At 42.9% G+C, this 20,096-nt stretch carries 18 protein-coding genes; 15 read left to right on the top strand and 3 right to left on the bottom strand.

Features of this window, described 5'->3' with window-relative positions; all coding sequences use genetic code 11:
* Positions 1-213: 213 nt before the first annotated feature.
* Together NE665_RS20735 and NE665_RS20730 are read right to left on the bottom strand one after the other, a co-directional pair.
* On the bottom strand, positions 214-558 hold the full coding sequence (locus tag NE665_RS20735) for a helix-turn-helix transcriptional regulator (protein ID WP_117444107.1): 345 nt from the start codon (positions 556-558) through the stop codon (positions 214-216).
* Between the two features lie 478 nt (positions 559-1,036).
* A complete protein-coding gene (locus NE665_RS20730; protein WP_117444106.1) occupies positions 1,037-2,638 on the bottom strand; it encodes a hypothetical protein in 1,602 nt (533 codons plus the stop codon).
* A gap of 321 nt (positions 2,639-2,959) precedes the next feature.
* Here NE665_RS20730 and NE665_RS20725 point away from each other — a divergent pair, with 321 nt between their 5' ends.
* From NE665_RS20725 to NE665_RS20685, 9 genes are all read left to right on the top strand, one after another.
* Positions 2,960-3,358, top strand: a complete 399-nt coding sequence (locus NE665_RS20725; protein ID WP_117444105.1) for a hypothetical protein — start codon at positions 2,960-2,962, stop codon at positions 3,356-3,358.
* A 329-nt stretch (positions 3,359-3,687) separates the two neighbouring features.
* The gene (locus NE665_RS20720) at positions 3,688-5,739 is read left to right on the top strand and encodes a PRD domain-containing protein (protein WP_178760044.1); all 2,052 of its coding nucleotides are present in this window, start codon (positions 3,688-3,690) and stop codon (positions 5,737-5,739) included.
* A gap of 13 nt (positions 5,740-5,752) precedes the next feature.
* Positions 5,753-6,958, top strand: a complete 1,206-nt coding sequence (locus NE665_RS20715; RefSeq protein ID WP_117444103.1) for a hypothetical protein — start codon at positions 5,753-5,755, stop codon at positions 6,956-6,958.
* Between the two features lie 113 nt (positions 6,959-7,071).
* Positions 7,072-8,493: a PTS mannitol transporter subunit IICB gene (locus NE665_RS20710; RefSeq protein WP_117444102.1), complete on the top strand. Its 1,422-nt coding sequence runs from the start codon at positions 7,072-7,074 to the stop codon at positions 8,491-8,493.
* Between the two features lie 9 nt (positions 8,494-8,502).
* The gene (locus tag NE665_RS20705; protein ID WP_117444101.1) at positions 8,503-8,949 is read left to right on the top strand and encodes a PTS sugar transporter subunit IIA; all 447 of its coding nucleotides are present in this window, start codon (positions 8,503-8,505) and stop codon (positions 8,947-8,949) included.
* On the top strand, positions 8,946-10,112 hold the full coding sequence (locus tag NE665_RS20700) for a mannitol-1-phosphate 5-dehydrogenase (RefSeq protein ID WP_117444100.1): 1,167 nt from the start codon (positions 8,946-8,948) through the stop codon (positions 10,110-10,112). The genes NE665_RS20705 and NE665_RS20700 overlap by 4 nt, the downstream gene beginning before the upstream one ends.
* A complete protein-coding gene (locus NE665_RS20695; protein WP_117444099.1) occupies positions 10,105-11,232 on the top strand; it encodes a 2-dehydropantoate 2-reductase N-terminal domain-containing protein in 1,128 nt (375 codons plus the stop codon). Before NE665_RS20700 ends, NE665_RS20695 begins: the two co-directional genes overlap by 8 nt.
* A 271-nt stretch (positions 11,233-11,503) precedes the next feature.
* Positions 11,504-12,244, top strand: coding sequence for a prealbumin-like fold domain-containing protein (locus tag NE665_RS20690; protein WP_117444098.1), 741 nt, complete (start codon positions 11,504-11,506; stop codon positions 12,242-12,244).
* A 29-nt stretch (positions 12,245-12,273) separates the two neighbouring features.
* A complete protein-coding gene (locus NE665_RS20685; protein WP_117444097.1) occupies positions 12,274-12,819 on the top strand; it encodes a carbonic anhydrase in 546 nt (181 codons plus the stop codon).
* Here the strand turns inward: NE665_RS20685 and NE665_RS20680 are convergent.
* Complete coding sequence (locus tag NE665_RS20680) at positions 12,811-13,710, bottom strand: PfkB family carbohydrate kinase (RefSeq protein WP_117444096.1); 900 nt, start codon at positions 13,708-13,710, stop codon at positions 12,811-12,813. The genes NE665_RS20685 and NE665_RS20680 overlap by 9 nt on opposite strands.
* 49 nt (positions 13,711-13,759) lie before the next feature.
* Here NE665_RS20680 and NE665_RS20675 point away from each other — a divergent pair, with 49 nt between their 5' ends.
* From NE665_RS20675 to NE665_RS20650, 6 genes are all read left to right on the top strand, one after another.
* Complete coding sequence (locus NE665_RS20675) at positions 13,760-14,602, top strand: metallophosphoesterase (protein ID WP_117444095.1); 843 nt, start codon at positions 13,760-13,762, stop codon at positions 14,600-14,602.
* Positions 14,603-15,199: 597 nt separating this feature from the next.
* Complete coding sequence (locus NE665_RS20670; protein WP_117444093.1) at positions 15,200-16,432, top strand: class I SAM-dependent rRNA methyltransferase; 1,233 nt, start codon at positions 15,200-15,202, stop codon at positions 16,430-16,432.
* Positions 16,433-16,479: 47 nt separating this feature from the next.
* The gene (locus NE665_RS20665; protein WP_233104804.1) at positions 16,480-17,421 is read left to right on the top strand and encodes an exonuclease domain-containing protein; all 942 of its coding nucleotides are present in this window, start codon (positions 16,480-16,482) and stop codon (positions 17,419-17,421) included.
* On the top strand, positions 17,408-17,812 hold the full coding sequence (locus NE665_RS20660; RefSeq protein WP_117444091.1) for a hypothetical protein: 405 nt from the start codon (positions 17,408-17,410) through the stop codon (positions 17,810-17,812). The genes NE665_RS20665 and NE665_RS20660 overlap by 14 nt, the downstream gene beginning before the upstream one ends.
* Positions 17,813-18,187: 375 nt before the next feature.
* The gene (locus tag NE665_RS20655; protein WP_117444090.1) at positions 18,188-18,622 is read left to right on the top strand and encodes a MarR family transcriptional regulator; all 435 of its coding nucleotides are present in this window, start codon (positions 18,188-18,190) and stop codon (positions 18,620-18,622) included.
* Positions 18,615-19,964, top strand: coding sequence for an MATE family efflux transporter (locus NE665_RS20650; protein WP_117444089.1), 1,350 nt, complete (start codon positions 18,615-18,617; stop codon positions 19,962-19,964). The genes NE665_RS20655 and NE665_RS20650 overlap by 8 nt, the downstream gene beginning before the upstream one ends.
* Positions 19,965-20,096: the final 132 nt, after the last annotated feature.

The following is a 20,096-nucleotide window of genomic DNA, read 5'->3' as shown; positions in this document are numbered from 1 at the left end:
TCAAAAAATTCAATATATCCTTCAAAATATACAAAAAAAGACAATTTCATTTCGAAAATTGCCTATATACAATAAAAAGCCTATGTCCTTACGAAAAGGTATAGGCTTTTGTCAACAATCTGAAATGCAGACGAAAGTAGAATCGTCTGCATTTTTTTCGAATGTACCTTTATAAGGAGCGATGATAAGTTTATCCGATCAAATGCGAGCATGTTATTTCAATGCTTTACACAAAACCGCAGCTATATCTATAAACTTTTTCTTTTGCTGCTGATTTAACTCTCGATAGTATTTGACAAGTCTCATTTCATCAGCCTTAATAAATAATTCATCCATACAGGTGGTATCTTCTTTAACTGAAAGAACATAATTTAAATCCAGTTCACATTCCTTGCACATTCTTGATAAAGTATCCAAAGAGGGTTCAGACTTCTTACACATGTAACTGCTTAAGGCACGTCTGGAAATTCCGAGCTTCTTTGCCAATTCTGTCTGTGTCATATTCATCAATTCCATTTTACTAGCAAGTATATCTATAAAATCTTTTTTCGTAGACATAATCCTTCACCTTCCTTGTTGCGTAATTTTAGTACATGTTTATTCTATATACAAAATTATTCCATGTCAGTTTTTGCTACTTATTATTCCTTAGAATAACTTATAACGGATATGTCGCATAGAAAGTACTAGAATAGGTGTGAACAGAATCATATAGAAATAGCCTTGGAAGTATAAATGTGACCTGATAATTTAGGAAAGCGCCCGAGGGTATAGTACTGTTTCATTTATGATAACCGACTTTACATATATGTATGCAAAAGTTCAATCATCTTAATGAACAAAATGAAAAACCGTGCTGTTAACACGGTTTCCTTTATTACATATCATTCTGTGTAGTATCATCCATAGATAGCTCGTTTATACTGTATTTGACAAACAAGGTATGGAATGGTTTTGATTTGTACATTTGTATTCAGCGTCTCATGCTTCGCGTTTGAAGTCGCAATGCGTATACAAGCTCCTTCATATAAGCGATTTATTTTGTTATCTTTGCTTTCTTTTTACTGGCTATAACCATGACACCACTGAATGCCAATAGGGTTATGAAGAAATATGTATTCGTATGATCTCCTGTATTTACACTGCCGGCTAAAACATCAGATTTTTTCTTTTCTGTAACATCCTTCTTATTCAAATCGGCAGGTGCAGCTGCTTCTGTATCTTTTTTCTCTTCCGGTTTTATTGTTTCGGAGACGGATACATCGTTTGCAGCCTGCAGAACATAGGCAGAACAGTGATTGATGACAACCGTTACATAACCATTATCATCAACGGTATATCTCTTTGTCTCTTCTAGCTTTCCTGTTGTTTCATTGAAATAGGAAAGCTGAACATTCTGTTTTGGTTGAAAGGTATCCCCAACATAGGTTTTTACGGTAGTTCCTTCTGGTAAGCGCCCGCTGTGTTCAAATGCGAGTACCAAAGAATCTTTTGCTTGTGCTGCTTCTGCATCATTTGGCTTTCTGATCGACATTGAAAGATTGATATCCATAACCTCGTTGATTGATTCAAACGTCCATGTATTCATACTTCCATTCATTTCAACATTTACAGTTAACGGAACGTTCTTATCCTTGGCTGCCTGTAAAAGCTCTTTTGGTAAAGTTATAGTTTTCAGATTTTCCTTCAGGTGCAAATGGATGGTTGCCGCTTTGTCAGCATGCTGTATCATATCTATAGCCTGCTGTTTGATTTGATCAGTTAAAAATATATCTTTGCCGGAAATATAGGTAACTTCATCTTTTGGTTCCTCTGGTACAGGCTCAGAAGCTGGTTTTGTTATCTTGAACGTTTTTTGGAAGCTTTTTTGTGTTCCATCCTTCTTGTTTACGATAAGGAAATTTACAACGGCTTCTCCATATCCCTTGATCGCTCCTTCTGGTAAAAAAGCGCCGTGTCGTGTTAAGCGTTCATATGTCTGATTCCAGTCTAATATCTGGGGGTTCGTGCTCTCTACTTTCAATGTGAAGCCTTCATCGAATTTGTAGGGAGTGCCTTCCTTCAATACAGGATTAACAACGAAATCTAGTGAATTGCTCAAATCACTTTCGATTGTTATCTCATTTTTATTAAGGAATTCATTATCATCACCCAAGCCTCCAAAAAAATGCCCTTCTATATTAAGTACATCATCAATGTTGGCATTGACTACTTTTTCTACATCATGTGTAACTGTAAAGGAACGTGATTGTGGAGCATTTGGAACAGTGGAATTCAATGTTATCAATATTTCTGCTGTACCGCTCATTTTTATTTCAAATGGCTGCGTTATACTTGTTGTTGTATTTTCTGTCGATTCGTTGGGGAATGAGATAAGATGCGGTGTTCTGTTGGTGTAGGTGATTTCATAATAACCGTAAATATCCGCCCCTGAATTCTTATCTTCCAATACCAAAATGGATGTTCCATCCTCTGTTGTCGTGAAGGCTGCTGTTATGTCGTTTACATTCGCCTGTTTTTTCTCAGTTGCTGATTCTCCAGTGTGCGTTTCATTAGCTGCGATGTGTGTCTGCATTGTCGAAATTCCCATAATGCATGTAAGAACGCCGCAGCATAATAGCTTTGTTAATTTCTTCATGATTTCTTCTCTCCTTCTTATTTTGGAATAAATATGTAACATAATTATAATAGACCAAATATGTAATCTAGGCAATATGGAAATACTATTTTCTGTCAGTTATTAACAATTTTTTCGTAAAACTTTAATGAATAACACCAATTCCGTGTGATAAATCTGTGATTTTCTAAACGGAATCAGCTAATAAATAGCAATATGAAAATAGGATAATAAAGATAGGTGCAACATATACTTGCATTTTCAAAGTATTTATTATATGGTTAAGGTGTACAGGGGGAGACACCCATCATAAAAAGACGAAGGTACAAAGAGGATGAGAAAATGAAGCATATAGAGGTCATTGATGAGCATGGTGCTTATCTGCAAAACACCTATGAGCGCCGTGCAAGAGGACTGGTGAAAAAAGGCAGGGCGTACTATGTGACAGCATCCTGCATCTGTCTGATTACGCCGCCGGAAAACATGGAGGAAAAGACTTTGGAGACAAACGATAAGAAGGATATCCTGACAAGGATCGATACAATTTTACAGCAGAAGGAATATCTGCAGGAGGCATTTTCAGCGATTGAGAAAATACCGCATGAATTGAATGAGGAGCTGACCGCGATCCGAACAAAAACGATTTTGGAAATCGTAGAGGCCAGAGAAAAAACGAATCAGGAAGTCGTTGCGCTGCTTCGTGCTATGCTGGAACAGGATTCAACACCGCAAGGTGAGTAAAAGCGAGGAGCTGAAAAGACTGGGGTAGCATCAAGCCGCAGTCTTTTTTTTGTAATCAAATGATAGAAATCAAATTTTCATAAGGTAAATCTCATTTTCGTTATCTGATATTTATTTGATTGTGCAGAGGGCTTATGGATTTGAAATACCACCAATAGGAGAAGCACTTGATATTAACATTTTCAAATGAAATAGACATTCTACAGTATTATGATAAAATGAAAGCATGAACGTTAAGGTGGGGATCTGATACAATCTGATCTCTTTTTCATTGTGTCTGCAGGAGAGTATTAGATGGTATATGATTCCTGTGAAGGTAGGTGTGATAAATGGATGGAAAGAAATTGATGCTATTAAAGCTGCTGCTGGATGCGGAGGAATTTATCAGCTATGAACAACTGGCAGAGTATCTGGATGTTAGTACGCGCAGTGTTCTGCGCTTTATGAAGGAAATACAGACGTATGCGCTTGGCTATGACATTCGCGTTGAGCTAAAAAAACGCAAGGGAATAAAGCTGGTTGGAACTAAGGAAGACAAAGAACGCCTGCTTGCATCTATTGATAATAAAACAGTGGCTGTTTATACAGGGAATGAGCGAATGATCATGATTATGATTGAGCTTTTTCAACCTGCACAGGAATATACAAAGCTGTATTATCTGGCCTATAGACTGAATGTCAGTATGACAACGCTCCATAATGATCTTTCTTCTATAGAGGACTATCTGTCGCTAAATCATGTTCGCATCCATACGCAGCGGGGTGAGGGAGTAAGGCTTCAGGGAAAACGTAAAGATATTGCATGGGCTATAGCAAGCTTTCTGCTTCCCTATATGGAATGGGGACATGATACAGTCCGCTATCAGTATCTGTTGAATGAGCAGGTACAAGAGGCTATGCATACTTTTTTCTCACTTTCGCGGCTATGGGAGGTAAAACGGCTTGCCGATGCATTCGATTATACGCTGGCATCTGTATTTGTACTGGAGGATTATCATCATTTCCTGATTCTGATAACAATTATGATTTGGTATCCGCAGTATCTGCAGGATTATGAGGATAGCGGCTATCAATCACCTGTGCTGGAAAGTCAGGTGAATCTTCGTTATGGTCAATTCATGAAAAAGGTAAATCAAGAGACGAAAGCAAATCGGTTAAGCATGTCTTCTTCAAACTTATATACGGCGGCTTACCTATCTATGCGCAAAGTGGATTTGCAAACGGATGCCTATCAGTATGATGAAGAACTATATTATCTGACACTGCATTTTTTAGGGGATTTGGAACAGGAGCTTGCTGTGGCTCTAAATCGTGATGCAGATCTCGTGGATCGTTTGAGCATGCATATGAAGCTGATGATTCATCGCATTAAAATGGGTACAGTTATCAGTAATACGTATCTGAGTGAAGTGAAAAAGAAATATATGTCAGTCTTCTCTGCTGTCATGAAGCATCTGCAGCTCTTTGAAAATCGTTATGGTATCCGTATCAATGAAAACGAAATAGGATATATCACGGTTCATGTACTAGCTAGCATGATTGAACAGGAGAATTGTGAGCGTAGAATCAAGGTAGCTGTTTTATGCATGAGTGGCATGGGGACCAGCAAAATGCTGACAGAAATGCTAATGCGGCGCTATCCATTATTACAAGTTGAACATGATTTTTCTTTGGAGGAATTTCATGAAATGCAAATGCTGCAGGAGGGATATGATATGGTGGTTTCAACGATATCCTTAGAGACTATGATGCTTCCGGTTGTTGTCGTACATCCAATACCAACGGAGCAGGATTATGAAGCTGTGAATAAGCTGTATGAAAAATTGTCGAGAAATCGTCATGATACGAAAGATATTCAAAGGAAAGCTAGCATAAAGAAGGCTGTCAATGCTCCGATTCCAAAACAGAAAATACTGGAACGCTTACAAACCACTATCACGATTGTAGATCAGTTTCGTGTTGAGGAAATAAGCGCTTCCGGATTGCGTGAGCTTTGGACCGGTATAGCGAATCGTGCACTTCATGAGAATGACCGTGAAGAATTTTACGAAAAAACCAGATTGCGTGAGGAATTGGGAAATACGGTGATTCCAGAACTGAAGCTATTGCTGATTCATTGTAGACTAAAGGATATCATCCAGTTAAAGCTATATAAACTAAAGCAGTCGTTTACATATATGTACAAAGCAGAGCAGTATACGGTTCAATATGCACTTTTAATGATTGCACCAGTACAGGAGCAGCTACAAGTGCTGGAATGTATGAGCAGTGTTTCTATGCATGCGGTAGCTGATGAGGCATTTCAAAAGGCGTTGCTGTCAAAGGATGATGAGGAATTCATTACCATGCTGACGCGTATTCTTTTGGCTGATATGATTTGAGGAGGGTGAGCATATGCGAAAAGCGTTGATTATAGGGGCAGGAAATCAGGGACGCGGAATCCTTGGAATGATCTGTAGGAACAATGATCTCGTGCCAATATTCATGGATACCAATACCGTTCTATTACAGCAGCTACGAGCACAAAAGCAATATACCGTTGAAGATTTAAAACAAAATATCAGTATGCAGCTGCATTGTGGTGAGTGTATTGATGTGGATGATCTGGCGGGAATGTGTCAGGCTGTAGAAGAGGCAGAGCTGATATTTACTTCTGTTTCATCCGGACATATCACAGAATGTGGAGCGATTATCGGAAAGGGACTGTCCGAGCTTTATCGATCCAATCGTTTAAAGGAAAAGAATATCATCCTTTGTGAAAACAGTGCGGATAAAATAAGTCAGTTTTTACAGGGATTGCAGACATGTATGTCGCAGTCGGATTTGGAATGCGTGCAAGAAATTATAGGGATTTGTGAGGCGTTATCCATGTCGCTGGCATCACATTCGCAATTTGCGGAGAATGAATTGCAGGTGGAGATTCAGCAGGGAATGCGTCTGTATATCAATAAAAACCGTATGAAGGGAGATTTGATTCGATATGAAGGAATTCGCTATGTCGACAATTATGAACATTTGCGGCTGCAGGCGTTATACACCAACAATACCAGCAGCGCATGTATTGGTTATCTGGGACATCTTCTGGGGTATCGAACCCTGAAAGAGGCTATGGCAGATCAGCGGCTTCAACATCTACTTGTGTCCTGCTATGATGAAATCAACCTTACACTGATTCGTGAATTAGGGGTATCTCCGGCAGATCAAAAGGATTTCTCTGTTTTTGCCAGGAAAAAGTATGAGCATAGCGATGATCGGATCGAACGGCATTGTAAAGGCGTACTGCGAAAGCTGGGAAAAGAGGAACGTCTTAGCGGAATATGTGAAAAGGCGCTCAAGCATGATGTGGTACCGAAAACCATCGCACTGGGACTTGCCGCTGCACTATTTTACAACGATGAGTCGGACGAGGAATCTAAACAGCTGGCACTTCAAAGAGAACGGTGTAGTCTCAGTTCGCTGATTGAAACCCTTTGTCAAACGAACAATCAGCGTCTTATGGAGCTGATATATGAAGGTATCATTTATCTGGTTGACAATAACTACCTTTGTCAGAATAAAATCACGACAAAGCTGATACAATCCTGGCAAATTGCATCGTGACAAAATAAGCCTTGGAATGCTTTGCCGTTTTCCTGCGCTCTTGTTAAACTGAAGGTGTAAAAAGATTGCAATCCTTATTTACAGAAGTAAAACATACTGGAGGAAATAGAACGATGAAGGAATGGAAAATGAAGGTTCAGAAATTCGGTGGCTTTCTGACCGCGATGATGCTCCCCAATATCGGTGCATTCATTGCATGGGGATTGATTACAGCTTTATTTATACCAAACGGATGGATTCCGAATGAAGAGCTTGCCTTATTGAAGCAACCAATGCTGATTTATCTGATACCGCTGCTCATAGGCTCTACCGGTGGACATCTTGTCTATGGAAAGCGAGGGTCTGTTATGGGAGCTATCGCCACGATGGGCGTTATCGTTGGTTCTGATATTGCAATGTTTGTAGGAGCTATGATTATGGGGCCGCTGAGTGCTCTGCTTATTAAGAAATTTGATAAGCTGGTGGATGGCAGAATTCCATCGGGCTTTGAAATGCTGGTCAATAACTTTTCCCTAGGTATTATCGGCATGCTGCTATGTCTTCTCGGTTATGCCTTGATTGGACCGGTTATTCAAACCCTGAACGGTTTCTTTGCTGCAGGTGTGCAATGGCTGGTTGATAAGAGTCTATTGGTGCTTGTTCCGATTTTCATGGAACCTGCACGTATGCTGTTTTTGAATAATGCTATATCGCAGGGAATCTTCGCACCGCTGGGTGTTGAACAGGCTGCTGAAATGGGAAAATCAATCTTCTTTCTGCTCAGCTCAAATCCCGGCCCTGGTCTTGGACTGTTGATTGCATACTGGCTGTATGGTAAGGGAACAGCAAAGGAGGCTGCACCAAGTGCCATGATCATTCACTTCTTCGGTGGTATCCATGAAATGTACTTTCCGTATATTCTGATGAAGCCAAAGCTGATTATTGCGACCATTTTGGGCTGGATGTCTGCAACACCTGTATATTTGTTTCTAAAAGCCGGTCTGGTTGCATATCCATCTCCGGGAAGTGTGATTTCCATCATGATGATGTCACCGAAGGGGATGTATCTGATTAACCTGTCTGGCATTCTGGTTGCAGCAATTGTATCCTTCTTTGTTGCCTCCTTTATTCTGAAGGTGGATAAGAGCAAGGAAAAGGATTTCAATGATTCGATAGAAATGATGGAACAATTCAAGGGTAAAAAATCAAAGCATTTTGATGAAATCAAGACCTCTACAGAAAGCGAAGCCAACTCCATGACTACCGTACGGAAAATCATATTCGCCTGTGATGCCGGAATGGGAAGCAGTGCGATGGGCGCAGGTATCCTGCAGAAGAAGGTGCAGGAAGCCGGTTTGGATATCGAGGTGAAAAACAGTTCGATCGAAGGGATACCAAAGGACGGTGATATCATTGTATGCCATGAAGGACTGTATGAGCGTGCATTGCAGAGTGCACCTGGAAAAACGTTTGTCGTCATAACAAATTATCTTGCAGCACCGGAATATGACGAGCTTATCGAGCGGCTGAAACAGGAAAAGAAAGAGCATGCCTGAGGTCAGAATATGAAGAACATTCTACCGATTGAAAATATCTTTCTGAATCTTCCGGTGATGCAGAAGGAGGAAGCTATTTATACTGCGGCCGAGGTTCTTAGAAAAGGCGGCTATGTTACGGAAGCATATTATGAAGCAATGCTGTTAAAGGAAAAGGAATGTGAGACTTATATCGGTAATGGTGTTGCCATACCGCATGGCATCAGTCACAGCGAACAGGAAATCCTGCATTCCGGTATTGCTGTTTTACAATTCCGCACACCGATTGACTATCATGGAAACGCAGTACACCTGGTGATTGGTATCGCCGGTAAGCAGCAGGAGCATATCGCTATGTTATCACAGATAGCCTGTGTGCTGCAGGATCGAGAGAATGTACAGAAAATTGTCGAGTGTCGCAGCCGCCATGCGCTCGCTGCGATGCTGCACGCATCTGTACAGGAGGGGAGCGTATGAAAAAGGCGATTATCTTTGGGGCGGGGAAAATTGCAAGGGGCTTTGTTGCTCAGCTGCTGTATAACAGCGGCTATGAAATCGTCTTTATCGATGTTGATAAACAGCTGATTGATCTGCTGAAACGACAGAAAGCATATACGGTTCATATACTAGGAGCGGAGCATCTGAATACGGAGGTGGATCGTTACCGTGCTGTTTTATCGTCCGAGCTGGATACGATTGCAAAGGAAATGGAAACGGCTGCGCTGCTGTTCACGGCTGCAGGCGGGAATCATCTATCGCAAATCGGCCATGTGATTGCGGCGGCATGGGATCATATGAACACCTATCCGGAAGCTCTGAATATCATCACATGCGAAAACTGGAAGGATGCAGGGAAAACGCTTCGCTCTTCCATTGAAGCAAATGTTAACAGGCTTTCCGAATGGCAGCAGCACGGCGCGGTCAGTGAAGGGGTAGTCATGCGAATTGCCACGCAGCCCTCTGTTGATCAGCTGAAACACGAACCGCTTGGTGTTTGGGTACAGAATTTCTGGGAGCTGCCGATTGATGCATCAACCTTTCGCGGAGACATCAGTATACAGGGGATGAAGCTGATTGAGCATTTCGGACGATTTCTGGAACAAAAACTGTATACGAACAATACCTCCAATGCCTTTATCGCATATTACGGTTATCTGCTCGGTTATCGTATTGTAGCGGAAGCGGCGAATGCACCTGAGCTCTCCGGTATGCTGGATGAATTGTATTGTGAAATCAATGAAACGCTGATTGCTGAGCTTCATGCACTCCCAAAGGAACAATACCGTCTCGCAGAAAAAGCGAGAGCAAAATATGCAGACTGGCAGATTGTCGATCGAATCGAAAGACATGCAAAGGATCCGATTCGCAAGCTGGGACCACACGATCGCCTGATTGCTCCTGCGCGTATGGCATTAAGAAACGGCATTGATCCAAACATGATGGTCCGTGCGATTGCTGCTGCTCTATATTATGATGAATCATCGGATGAGGTAGCCTGCAGGCTGCAGGAAATGCGAAAGTCATTCGGTGTTTCCTATATTTTGAAAGAAATTTGTCAGCTGCAGGAGGAAGAGGAACTGTTTCATCGCATTCTACAGGAAATAGAAGCGCTGAAAGAAAGGGGAATCGTACATGAATAATGTCATCATAGGCGCCGGACAATGTGGCCGAGGCTATATCGCCAGACTGCTTGCTTTATCAAAGGAGAACTTTACCTTTATTGATTGTGATACGCGTATTATTGAGCAGTTGAGGATAGCCGCAACCTATGAAATATCGTTTTGCGGAAGCGAAAGGAAGCCCCTGACTATTGAGCATTACCGTGCCTACAGCTGGGAGGAAAAGGAAAGCTTTGAAAGCCTACAGGAAGCAGATGTTATCTTTACGAGTGTTTCAGAGCAGCATCTGCCTGCGCTTGTACAGCCGTTAAGGACTGCCCTGCAAAAACGTAGAAAGGCACATAAAGCAATCATTATCACTGCTGAAAACGGAACTTCTCCTAAACAGAAGCTATGTGAGCTTGCCGATATTGCTGAGTTAAGTGAATCTGTTATATTTTGTACAACGTTAAAGAAAGACGGGGTTCTGGATATCATGAGTGAGGATTTGGATCATCTTCCTTATGATGCATCCTGTTTAACATCGCAGCTTCCATTTCATGGGATGTATGCTGAGCATAGCTTTCAGGACTTACTGGAGCGCAAAATTTATACATATAACGCATTGAGTGCATGTATTTCCTACCTTGGTGCATATCTTGGGTATACCTCCTATGCAGCTGCAGCGAACGACGCTGATATCGTAAGGCTGACGGATATAGCAAGAAGACAGCTGGATCAGGCGGTTGCCGCTGCTTATGGTATTGACATAGAACGTCAGCATGCATTCTCTCATATGGCAGTGACCAAATTCAGAAATCGCGGTATTCCCGATACCATTGAACGTAATGCGCGGGATGTAGTGCGCAAGCTTGGAAGAAAGGAACGAATCCTTGCACCACTTTTGTTAGTCAGTGCGAACGGCGAGTTTCCGGAGAGCTTCTGTATCGTGTGTGCAGCCGCGCTATGGTATGGTAGTATGCATGGCGAATTTGCAGCAGAAAATGATATCAGAAATGAAGAGATATATGGATTGCTACATACTGTATTGACGGCAGATATACTGGAAGCAACACTGGTATATTATCAGAAGCTCATGGCTGGGATTACGCTTTCAACACTTGTTCATAAAGCTTTTGGATCACTGGAAAAAGAGCTTTGAAAGAAATACAGGATTACCATAAAAGATAAGGTATGACGGTTGTCCTTTAATAAAAACTGAAAAAAACGTTGATTTGTGATGAATCAGCGTTTTTTTATTGAGGAAATCAGCATTTTCTGGGATTCCAGAATAAATGTATGTTCTACTGTTTATTGCGATGCAATGCTTGGTGAATATCTTGCTTGCTCTGAAATGGTATAGAAGATTTTTGTCGATGAAAACCAGGGTTAAAACATGAGCACCTCACATAGGATAGATTGAGGTGATAGCGATGATCAAAGAATGTGTCCTGTGTGGAGTATGTATATCTGTATTTCTGACCCCTGTGCAGGCTAAGGAAGAAGTGGTTCAGGGGGTGGTTCAGGTACAGGATGATACCGGGAAACCCCTTGAGGGAGCCGCCTTTCAGCTGTTCAGCTATGGAGAGCCTCTGCAGGAGCTGACCAGTGATAAAACGGGCACAATCGTTTTACATGATCTTGATTACGGAGAATATCAGCTCATCCAGACGCAGACAGATTATGGCTATCAGAAAACAAAACAGCGCATCAGCTTTGTATATGATGGAACACAGGAGAAGAAGCAAAGCTGGAAGGTTGTAAATGAACGAATGCTGGGGACGGTAAAGCTTCGTATCCGGCAGGAGAATGATGAAAGAATATCACATGTGTCCATGCAGCTGCTAGATGAGCAGGGGAAAAAGCTTCGGAATATCACCAGTGACAGGGACAGCATTCAGCTGCAGAAGCTGCCAATAGGCACATATCGCCTGCATCTGGATGAAAAGGAAAAGAATTATCGCTTGAAGGAGGATGTGACCTTTGCAATCACTCCATACAACTATAATCGAAGCTATGTGCTGACGCTGCATTTGGAACCGGTTAAACAAAAGCAGGAGGATTACACCTTTGCCTTTTGTTTTATCATGGCGGTGCTGGGCCTGTTTTCCTGGCTGGTTTACTTTTTCAGAAAGCACAGTCTCACACAATTCCTTGATGATTTCATGGTATAATGCTCACACATGTGAAAGGAGGAAGGTCAATGATTGAAGATCTTCTGAGATACAATGAGGAATTTGTTAAGAACAAGGGCTATGAGCCGTATCAAACAAGCAAATATCCGGATCGGCGTCTGGCTATCGTTACCTGCATGGATACGCGGCTGATTGAGCTGCTGCCGGCAGCACTTGGTATAAAAAACGGCGATGCAAAAATTATAAAGAACGCAGGAGGGGTGATCACACATCCCTTTGGCAGTGTTGTGCGAAGTCTTTTGATTGCCATTTATGAACTGGGTGTGGAGGAAATTCTGGTTATCGGTCACACGGACTGCGGTGTACAGCATATGGATGCCGAAAATCTGCTGGAGGATATGCGTAAGCGCGGTATTTCAAACAGTGCTATTGAATCCCTGCGATACTGCGGAATAGATTTTGACCGCTGGCTGGAGGGCTTTGATGATGGCTGTGTGAGTGTGGCAAAGAGTGTGGAGCTGTTAAAAAAACATCCTCTGATACCAAAGGATGTGCGTATTTACGGCTTTATGATGAATTCCATCAGTGGCAAGCTGAGTAGTGTTTCAGAATAGAGACAGGGCTGCCAGCTCTGTCTCACTCATAAGCGCTCCCGGCAATGCTACGATATGTCCGCAAATGCGATTGGCAATGCGAAGCGTATCCTGCCAGCAATAGCCCTGCTCGCGTAACGCGATGATGCTGCCGATATGGGCATCGCCGGCACCGATTGTATCCTGAATCTGAACCGCTTCTGTAGGAATGTGTGTACATTTTCCTTCCTGCTGCAGCAGACATCCCCGTGAGCCAAGGGTGATGATAACGATATTGTGTGTACGTTCATAGAGACTTTCTGCGGCCTGTTGAGCAGTCGGACAGCCGGTAAAGCTGCAGGCTTCCTCTTCATTTAAATGCAGTATGCAGTGCAGGCTGAACAGCGTCTCGATACAGCCTTGCGCAAGTGCGGACAGCCGTGGTCCGGGAGCAAAATAGATAGTAAGCTGTGGATGCTTTTGCAGATAATCGAGAATGTATATGCCTGTTTTTTCTTCCAGCTCCAAACCGCACACATACACAGTATCAACACCATAGGAATCCAGCAGAGAGAACCATTCCTTCTGAAATCGGTATTCCGCACCATGGTGACTGAGGAAGGTGCGCTCACCATCTGACTCCACCAGACAGTAACAGCAGCCGTTTTCTTCCTCGCTTTCCAGCAAAATGTCGATTTTGCGTTCCTGTAGCTGGCGACGGACAAAGTCACCGTAAATTCCGGTACCTACCGGAGAAAAGAATAGCGGGTCACTCCCAAGCAAACGGCACATCCATGCGGCATTAAAGGCACAGCCGCCAAGGGAAAGCGTCTGTGCTTCGATATTGATATCCTCCTGTCGTACAGGAAGATGAGGAATTCTAATGATTACATCAGCCACACTGGAGCCGATGAATGCTATATGCTTATTCATATGTATCACCACAGGTATTATATCGCAAATCAGGCAAGGAGGAAATAAGATGAAGAAAAAAACATATACAGTGGCTGGTGCTGCATTCACTGCTGCAGCACTCGCGCTCTCGCATCATGAGAACCGCTGTCTGGAAGTATGTCATCTGCGGGTGCGCAGTGCGAAGCTTCCTGCCTCTTTTGCAGGGTTTCGTATTGTACAGCTATCCGATCTGCATACAACACGCTTTGGCTATCATCAAAAGCATCTGCTTCGCAAAATTCGTATGAGTGCACCGGACATCATTGTTATCACAGGAGATTTGATCGATCGGCGCAGAACTGCAAAGAATACGATGCAGCCGGTTGTTCAGCTGATAAAACAGGCGGTTACTGTGGCACCGGTGTATTATGTGCCGGGAAATCATGAAGCGGTTTCTCCCGTATACCCGCATTTGAAGCAGGTGCTGTTGGATTATGGGGTGCAGGTATTGGAGAACAGCAAGCTGGAGCTGTCGCGCAAGGAGGAAAGCATATCCATACTGGGGCTGAAGGATAAAAAATTCTATCCCTATGCGTCGGATCGGTTTTTGATGAATCTGCATAGCCTCATGCAGACCGTAGATACATCCTTTTCTATCCTGCTCTCTCATCGTCCGGAGCATTTTGCGGATTATGCAAAGGAGGGCGTATCTCTGGCATTCTGCGGACATGCACATGGTGGTCAGATTGTAGTGCCGAAGCTGGGAGCACTGTATGCGCCGGATCAGGGGATTTTTCCTTCCTACACGGATGGAGCCTATGAACAAAAGGGATGTACTATGGTCGTATCAAGAGGACTTGGGAACAGTCGTGCGCCGCAGCGCATCAACAACCGCCCCCAGATAATGGTCGTGACGCTGCAATGCGAGTAGTATAAATCTCTGCAGGTATTAGCATGAAATCAGTCATGTGCGTAAGGTACATGGCTTTTTTGCAGCAGATGATTACAGATGCTTCCTTTAATCCTACAGTAATTAAAAAACGTATACAAAATATGTATACATGATAAAAAAGGCTTGGTATCAATCCCGATTTTAAACTCAAAATTTTTTATAATAGACAGCAGCTGCTTTGTTGTTATCCAGCGTTGTATGACAAGCTCATTGATCAAGGGTAAAGCTTGTGTTGTAGGCATCAAGCATGCTCAGTGAAGCAATTGATAGACAAGCCGCTATGTTCACAATCTATGGTCATGCTGGAAAATGTAGGATAGAAAAATGAGTGATAGATAAGGTACAGAGTATCACCTTTTAGATAAGCAGCCCTGCATGATGATGAACAGTTATGCTTGGCTCTGATGAATGATTAAGAGCATATTTTGGAAACACAGAGAGCCATGTGGATAGGGATACTCCTTCTCTGTTTGCGTATTCAGCATGCGTTTGCTATAATATGTCCATATGAATTAGCGAATAAGCGTATGATTGCAATGTGCTGCCGCCTTACATCATAGGAAATGGAAGAATAAAATGAAAACTACACGTGAATGGAAACAGGTTACGATAACCAAAAAAGGAACAAAGAAGCTGCAAAGCGGTCATCCCTGGGTATATGAGGGAGAGGTGCTGGCACTGGAAGCGGATATTCAAAACGGAGATATTGTTGATGTATTTTCCGAAAAAGGAAGCTATCAGGGAAGCGGGCTGTATAACGGAAATTCCCGCATCCGCATCCGCCTGATATCCCGCAATGCCAATGACAGCTTTGATGAGGATTTCTTTTATCGCCGGTTGCAGCATGCAATCAGCTACCGTGCAACTGTAATGGGAGAGGATTTTGATGCCTGCCGGCTGATTTTCGGAGAGGCTGATTATTTACCCGGCCTTACCGTAGATCGCTTTCATGATCTGCTTGTTGTACAGACACTCTCCTATGGTATGGAGCAGCGAAAGGATTTGCTGTTTCCCATGCTTGTAAGGATTTTGAAGGATGAATATCATGTGGCTGTCAAAGGTATCTATGAGCGCAACGATGTGGCAATCCGTAAGCTGGAGGGGCTAAAGGAAAGCAAGGGATGGTATACGCATCGTGAATTACCGGATCATCCGCAAAGCTGTATCACGAGCATCCTTGAAAACGGTATCCACTATGATGTAGATGTGGAGAACGGACAGAAAACCGGATTTTTTCTGGATCAGAAATACAATCGTGCATCCATTGCCCGAATTGCAAAGGGCAAGCATGTTCTTGACTGCTTTACGCATACCGGCAGCTTTGCTTTGAATGCTGCCAAGGGAGGTGCTGCGCATGTGCATGCCGTAGATATATCACAAACGGCAATCGATATGGCAAAGCATCATGCGGATATGAATGGATTGCAGGAGCGTATGACCTTTGAAACAGCCGATGTGTTTGAGCTGTTAAAGGATTTGAAAAAGCAGCCGCGGGTATATGATATGATCATTCTTGATCCCCCGGCCTTTACAAAATCCAGAGAAACGATTTCCCACGCAGTGAAGGGCTATCGACAGATCAATACTGCAGCAATGAAGCTGTTGCCCAGAGGCGGATATCTGGCAACCTGCTCCTGTTCACATTTCATGAATGAGGGGCTGTTCAAAAGCATGCTGCATGAGGCAGCGGAGGCGGCCGGCGTATCTCTTCGTCAGATTGAGGCAAGACAGCAGAGCTGTGATCATCCAATTCTCTGGAATGTACCGGAAACATCCTATTTGAAATTTTATATCTTCCAGATTGCATAGCTTTTTACAAACACTGTTCATACGAAAAACGAATGAGGTATTGAAATATGGTTCATATATATATTGATGCAGAATTTGATGCCGTAAGGATCAATGGACGGCATTGTCAGATGGTTGTTTCTCTTGGTGCTGTTTTGAAAAGGGAGAAGCATGAGGAAACCTTTTATTCTCTCGTCTGTCCTAAAAATTTTAAAAGGCTCACATCTGTTGTACGTAAAATGACCCATCTCAAGGATCGGGATATTCGCGAGGCAGAGAGCTTTCCGGTTGTTTTAAAGAACTTTATGCAGTGGCTGCAGCCCTATGCGCAGGATAGCTGCAAAGTATACAGCTTTGGTCCGGATGATCGACGGACATTGCTGCAGGAATGTGAGCGGCATCATGCGGATTCCACGCTGTTTCGAGAGATTATTGACCTGCAGAAACAGATTTCCGCTACAGTGATTTTTCAGAATGCGCTTGTCTCTGCCACCCTGTCGCTGGATGATTTGAAAACGGCTTATGATATAGAGGGAGCTGTGGAACACAATGCGTTGACGGATGCTCATGATCTTATGCGGATTCATCAGGCCTCTTTAAAACGCAACCCCAATCCCGAAGCAGTACGGGGAATTGTGGAGCGAAAGCTTGCAAAGCAGCAGGAAAAGCTGTTCCATATCATGAAGGAGCGCTTTTCTCCTTATGACACACTGGAATGCTCCATCACGCTGTATCCGGAAATTGTCGAGCAGTTTCATCTGTGGGAGGAACGTGACCGCAATTTTCATATCAACCTGCAGAGGAAGAGTATCCTGCTGGATGGAAAAGAGCTATCAAGAGAGCATACGAAGATTTCTATGCTTGTGGATATCAATCAGAAAATTCCCAGTGTCACATTGATATTTACGCAGGATAGTCTGGTGCTGGAGAAGAAATACCTGCTGCAATATCGCAATGCCACCATGGTCGAAAATATACTCAAAAGGATGCTGCAGCATGGAAACGGCTAGGCGGCAGGCACAGCTTCTACAGCTTTCTATACTGGAGCTGAAGGGCTGCCTGAAAAAGGTCGAGGAGCTACCTGTATTCCAGCGCAATCCGTATCTGAGAACCAGAGCAGCACGCCTTGCCTTGCAGAATGTAAGCGGCAGCATGCAGCACTGTCTGGATGCGCAGCTCGTATTTCTGGCATCCGTGTCCCGTTTGCAGCTGTGTGATGAAGCTGCATTGAAAGGCGTGCATGGAGCCAGCCAGATTCTGTATGATTTTCAGGATGAGGTTTTGCGGCAGGAAATTTTGCATCAGCTATTGCTGCGGGAGAAGACTGTTCAAAACAGGCTTTTGCAGTTTATGACAGTGAGTGAGCGTTTGCTTGATAAGGTGATGAAACAGGAAATATAAGTGCGTAGATACAACAGCCCGAATAGGTTTTATGGGCTGTTTTTTTGTAGTACTCAACACGGGCTACATGCTTTCATTGTTGTGCTGGCATCCGTCAGCATTTTTTCAGGACTCTTCGATATCAACATGCATTAGCATATCATTGCGCCTTGTGCAGAAATCAGCTTTTGCATGCAACCTACTCATAGGCTTGAAGCAGGGAATCCAACGTGATTTTTCATAAATAACACAGAGCATACAGAATACCGGATCAAAAGAGCTGCTTTACAGAAGTATTTCTATATGGCATGAAAATGAAAAGAAATGCATTGACAATAGTACGGATTCGTACTATTATATGTTTATGGTACGAATCCGTACCAATGGAGGGAAGTTATGGAAATACGTGAACAAATTAAATTAGTTAACATCGCTTTGAGCGGGACACTGGATGTATATCGGATTTGGGCGAAAAAGTATAACCTGAATTATAATGCTTTGGTTGTTTTGTATACATTACATGATTATAAAGTATGCACGCAGAAGCAAATATGTGAATGGTGGGCATTGCCGAAGCAAACCGTACATGGTATTTTGCTGGACTTTGAGAAAAAGGGATATCTCAATATCCGTGCAAATACTGAAAATAAGCGAGAGAGACTCATCACCTTTACAGAGCGGGGAACAGAATTTGCATCCTCTGTTCTCGAACCGCTCCTTTCTATGGAGGAGCATGCTATGCTACAGCTGGGAGAGGAAAAGCGGCAGCAGCTGATTGATACCAACATGGAGTATTATGAGCTGTTGAAGCAGGAAATTGAACATGGATAATATACTGGCAAGGAAATTTTCGTTTTCCTCTCTGCTTGTGTTTGCTTTACCGAACATTATTATGATGATCAGTCTGTCGATGTATATCATTATAGACGGTATGTTTGTATCCAGATTGATTGGAACTACTGCCTTATCTGCTGTCAATATGTTTTATCCGGCCATCTGCTTTGAAATGGCGGTCGCCATCATGCTGGCAACAGGGGGAAGCGCCATGATCGCAAGGAAAATGGGCGAAGGAAAGCTACAGGAGGCAAGAGGCAGCTTTAGCTTTCTGATTGCTGTGGAGCTTGTAATCGGAATTGCTGTTGCACTATTCGGCAATCTGTTTGCAAGTGAAATTCTGGGCTTTTTAGGTGCCACCTCCGTACAGGCGCCCTTATCCATACCATATGCAAAAGTCATCTTTACGTTTGCTCCGGCATTTTTTCTTCAGACGGCCTTTCAAACATTTTTCGTAACAGCAGGGAAACCAACGCTTGGTCTTTGTGTCACCGTTTTGGCAGGTGTTACGAATATTGTGTTGGATTATATCTTTATGGCACCGTTGCACATGGGAATCGCCGGTGCGGCAATCGCCACCGGAATCGGCTATTGTATCCCGGCAGCTGTCGGAATGATATATTTTCTTACGGCAAGGAAGAATCCTCTGCATTTTGTGCGTGTGCGATTTGAACGCAGTGTGCTATTAAAGGCGTGCGGAAACGGATCATCGGAGATGGTTACCAACTTGGCAAATGCTGTCACTACTCTGCTGTTTAATTACACCCTGCTGCAATTCTATGGGGAGGATGGTGTTGCTTCTATTACTATTATCTTATACGTTCAGTATATCTTTACAGCGCTTTATTTTGGCTATTCAAATGGCATCGCACCGATCATCAGCTACAAATTCGGAAATAACGATACAGCACAGCTGCGTTGTATATTCAAAAGCAGTCTGGTATTTTTGCTCATCGCTGCCCTTGTAACAAATGCTCTGCTGCATCTGACCATCAAGGATGCCTTAACGATCTTCACCCCTGCCCATAGCTCTGTATATGAAATTACACTGCACGGCTTTATGAGGTATTCTATGGCCTTTGCTGTTATGGGGCTGGGTATATTCTCATCTGCGATGTTTACTGCTTTTTCCGATGGCAGAACCTCGGCAATTATATCCTTTTCCAGAACCTTTATCTTTCTGATTGGCATGATCTGCATTCTTCCGCATATCTTAGGGGAAGCCGGTGTATGGATTGCGGTGCCGGCAGCGGAAATACTGGGAGGTATCGTTGCTGCAGGCTATCTGATTTTAAAGAATGACGAATTTTCATATTTTCCAAAATTGAAAAAGCTGTAGTATCTGCCCAATGGCATCAACCTAAGGAAATTTGGTTGATGCTATTTTTTATTCCTATCAGAAATCACTTCATTAATCGCTCACTATCGTTGTAGTTAAGAGTATATTATATAAATATTTTTTAATATATAT

It is taken from the genome of Clostridium sp. DFI.1.208 (assembly GCF_024463855.1).
Taxonomy (GTDB): domain Bacteria; phylum Bacillota_I; class Bacilli_A; order Erysipelotrichales; family Erysipelotrichaceae; genus Clostridium_AQ.
Note: the sequence above shows the minus strand (reverse complement) of the source record. Positions and strands in the feature narration are given on the sequence as shown.